Annotated in this window: 3 protein-coding genes and 1 pseudogene; 2 read left to right on the top strand and 2 right to left on the bottom strand. The window is 67.7% G+C overall.

Annotated features, from left to right (window positions below; all coding sequences use genetic code 11):
* A partial coding sequence (gene aztD, locus B4E30_RS04650) for a zinc metallochaperone AztD (protein ID WP_286793697.1) occupies nt 1-1,083 on the top strand: 1,083 nt, incomplete at its 5' end.
* Between the two features lie 105 nt (nt 1,084-1,188).
* Nucleotides 1,189-1,602, top strand: coding sequence for a Fur family transcriptional regulator (locus tag B4E30_RS04645; protein ID WP_286793695.1), 414 nt, complete (start codon nt 1,189-1,191; stop codon nt 1,600-1,602).
* A 39-nt stretch (nt 1,603-1,641) separates the two neighbouring features.
* Here B4E30_RS04645 and B4E30_RS04640 read toward each other — a convergent pair whose 3' ends face one another.
* Nucleotides 1,642-2,898: an ABC transporter ATP-binding protein gene (locus tag B4E30_RS04640; protein WP_286793693.1), complete on the bottom strand. Its 1,257-nt coding sequence runs from the start codon at nt 2,896-2,898 to the stop codon at nt 1,642-1,644.
* Between the two features lie 46 nt (nt 2,899-2,944).
* Nucleotides 2,945-3,187 (bottom strand): annotated as a pseudogene (locus tag B4E30_RS04635) (carbohydrate ABC transporter permease); the annotation flags it as partial.

Here is a 3,187-nt window from a genome sequence, read left to right as displayed (position 1 = left end):
ACCACCACCGAATCCGCCACCGAAACCGTCGAGGGGCGCATCGCCGTCGCGTACGAGGGAGGCGTCGCCGTCCTCGACCCCGAGACCCTCGAGGTCGTCGACGAATTCGCGTCGGAGGAGTTCGTCCGCCTCAACACCTTCGGTGACGGAAAGACCGTCGCGGTCACCACGTCGGCCGGATTCCAGATGCTCGACACGTCGGAGCCGGCGCTGACCGACCTCGTCTTCGAGGCGACCACGGCCGGTCACGTCGTCTCCCACGAGGGCAACACCGTCCTGTTCGACGATGGCACCGGAACATCCACGATCGTGGCCACCGACGCCTTCGCCGACGGCTACGACGCGCTCCCCGAGACGACCACGTACACCGCCGACGAGCCCCACCACGGCGTCTCGATCGTGCTCGAAGACGGCGAGCTGGTCACCACGCTCTCCGACCGCAGCGGTGCCGTCGCGCTGCACGCGCACGAGGACCACTGGGACGAAGAGGCGATGAGCGCGGACTGCCCCGGCATCCACGGCGAAGGCACGGCGGCCGACGAGGCCGTGATCTTCGGCTGCGAGAACGGCGCCCTGCTGTACGCGGACGGGGAGTTCGTGAAGTTCACCGCGCCCGACGAGTACGGCCGCATGGGCAACGCCTTCGTGTCGGAGACGAGCCCCATCGTCGTCGGCGACTACAAGAACGACCCCGACGCAGAGGGCTACCTGCTCAACGCGGTCACGCTGATCGACACCGCCGCACAGACCTACGAGGTCGTCGACCTTCCCGACGAGGTCCAGTACACGTTCCGTGACATCGCGCGGGGCCCCGGCGACCTGGCGTACATCCTCGCCAGCGACGGCCAGATCCACGTTCTCGCCCCCGAGACCGGTGAGCTGACCGACGCGTACCCCGTCGTCGAGGCGTGGGAGGGCCCGGTCGAGTGGCAGGATGCTCACCCGGCCATCAAGGTCGCGGGCGACATCGCCTACGTGACCGAGCCGGCGACGAATTCGGTCCACGCGGTCGATCTCACCACCGGCGAGATCATCTCGAGCGTCGAGCTCGACCACACGCCGAACGAGATCGCGATCAGCTGATCCGATTCGGCCCATGACCGGCACCGGTGCGGACGTCTCTCGGGGAGGCATCCGCACCGGTGTCCTTTCTCAGCCGGCGACGTTCCCCGTGTGCACGGAGGCACCATGACCGCAGCCGACACCTCCGGCGCGCCGACGCGTGAAAGCGCCAAGCGAGAGGCCGTTCGGCGAGCTCTGGCCCGCGCCGACGGCTTCGTCTCGGCTCAGCAGCTGCACCTGCAGATCAACGGCGACGGCCAGTCGATCGGGCTCGCGACCGTCTATCGGCACCTGGCCGCCCTCGCCGAACAGGGCGACGCCGACACGGTGTCGGTGGCCACCGGACAGCTGTTCCGCACGTGCCGGCGACGGGGAACGCATCACCATCACCTCATCTGCGAAACGTGCGGCACGGCCGTCGACGTCGACCCACCCGACGAGGACTGGATCAGGGCGGCCGCGCTCGAACACGGCTTCACCGTCACCCGTCATCTCATCGAGGTTTTCGGTCACTGCCGAGAGTGTCCGGACGACGCATGATCGGCCTCGGGGCGGGCGAAACCGGGCGCCGGCGCCGGCTCAGGCGGTGGCCTTCTCCTCCCGCTCCTTCGCGCGCTCGAGGGCGCGCTGTCGCTGCGTGCGACCCTGCTCCTCGAGCTTCTCGGCACGGGATTCGTCTCGGGTGAGGTTGACGCTCGTCTCCGGATCGAACACGTACAGCGAGTCGGGTGAGAGCCACAGGTTCGCCGTGTCCCCTCCGGTGATGAGGCTGTTCGCGTCGAGCGCGATCACCATCTCAGTGCGCAGGCTCTCCCCGTCCAGGTCTTTGTCCAGCTGCGAGAGGGTCTCGCGCACCGCCTCGTCGGTCTCGAACGGCACGTACGCGTACAGCACCTCCCCCAGCCACTCCGTCATCTCCACGTCGACGCTCACGCGCACGCCGTCGCTCGGCTCGTTCTCCATCGCATCGACGTCCTGGAAGGCGTCCGGCCGCACCCCGACGATCACCGTGGACCGGTCGCCGATCGCGGCGCGCAGCCTGTCGTCGATGGGCACATCCATCATCGGCAGGCGCAGCGTATCGCCCTCGACGGCACCGTTGAGGAAGTTCATGGGCGGTGACCCGATGAACCCCGCGACGAAGAGGTTGGCCGGCTGCTCGTAGAGCCCGCGCGGACTCGCCACCTGCTGCAATTCGCCACGCCGGAGCACCGCGACACGGTCGCCGAGCGTCATCGCCTCGGTCTGGTCGTGCGTGACATAGACGGTCGTGATGCCGAGCGAGCGCTGCAGCCGCGCGATCTCGGTGCGCATCTGCCCGCGCAGCTTCGCGTCGAGGTTCGACAGCGGCTCGTCGAAGAGGAATGCATCGGCGTTGCGCACGATCGCGCGGCCCATCGCGACCCGCTGTCGCTGCCCGCCGGAGAGGTTCGCAGGCTTCCGCTCCAGGTGCTCGTCGAGCTCCAGAAGGCGCGAGGCCCGCTTGACCCGCTCGTCGATCTCCTTGTCGTCGACGTCGCTGGACTTCAACCGCATCGGGAAGGCGATGTTCTCGTACACCGTCAGGTGCGGGTACAGCGCGTAATTCTGGAAGACCATCGCGAGGTTCCGGTCCTTCGGCGCCTTGTCGTTGACCACGCGGTCATCGATGCGAAGGTCGCCGTCGGTGATGTCCTCCAGCCCGACGATCATCCGCAGGAGCGTCGACTTGCCGCATCCGGACGGACCGACGAGGATCACGAACTCGCCATCGGCGATGTCGAGATCGATGCCCTTGACCGCCGTGAAGCCGTCGTCATAGGTCTTGACGACGTTGTTCAGCGTGATGGATGCCATGACGACTCCTTCGAGGACGTGGATTGCGTGGCGACGGCGCGGCGGGTCATCCCTTCACCGCGCCCTGCGTGAGGCCGGAGACGATGCGCCGCTGGAAGATGACCACGACGATGACGATGGGGATCGTCACCACGATCGCGGCCGCGGAGATCGCCCCCGTCGGATCTTCGAACTGCGACGCGCCGGTGAAGAACGACAGCGCCGCCGGCACCGGGCGCGCGGCATCGGTCGAGGTGAGCGAGATGCCGTAGACGAAGTCGTTCCAGGCGATGAAGAACGCGATGATCGC

This window comes from Microbacterium sp. UBA3394 (assembly GCF_002358725.1).
Lineage (GTDB): Bacteria > Actinomycetota > Actinomycetes > Actinomycetales > Microbacteriaceae > Microbacterium > Microbacterium luteum.
This window is presented reverse-complemented; position numbering and strand designations above follow the sequence as displayed.

Bases quoted from the DNA above. Each gene is read 5' to 3' on its own strand.
- B4E30_RS04645 (WP_286793695.1), top strand. From the start codon at position 1,189: ATGACCGCAGCCGACACCTCCGGCGCGCCGACGCGTGAAAGCGCCAAG.
- B4E30_RS04640 (WP_286793693.1), bottom strand. From the start codon at position 2,898: ATGGCATCCATCACGCTGAACAACGTCGTCAAGACCTATGACGACGGC.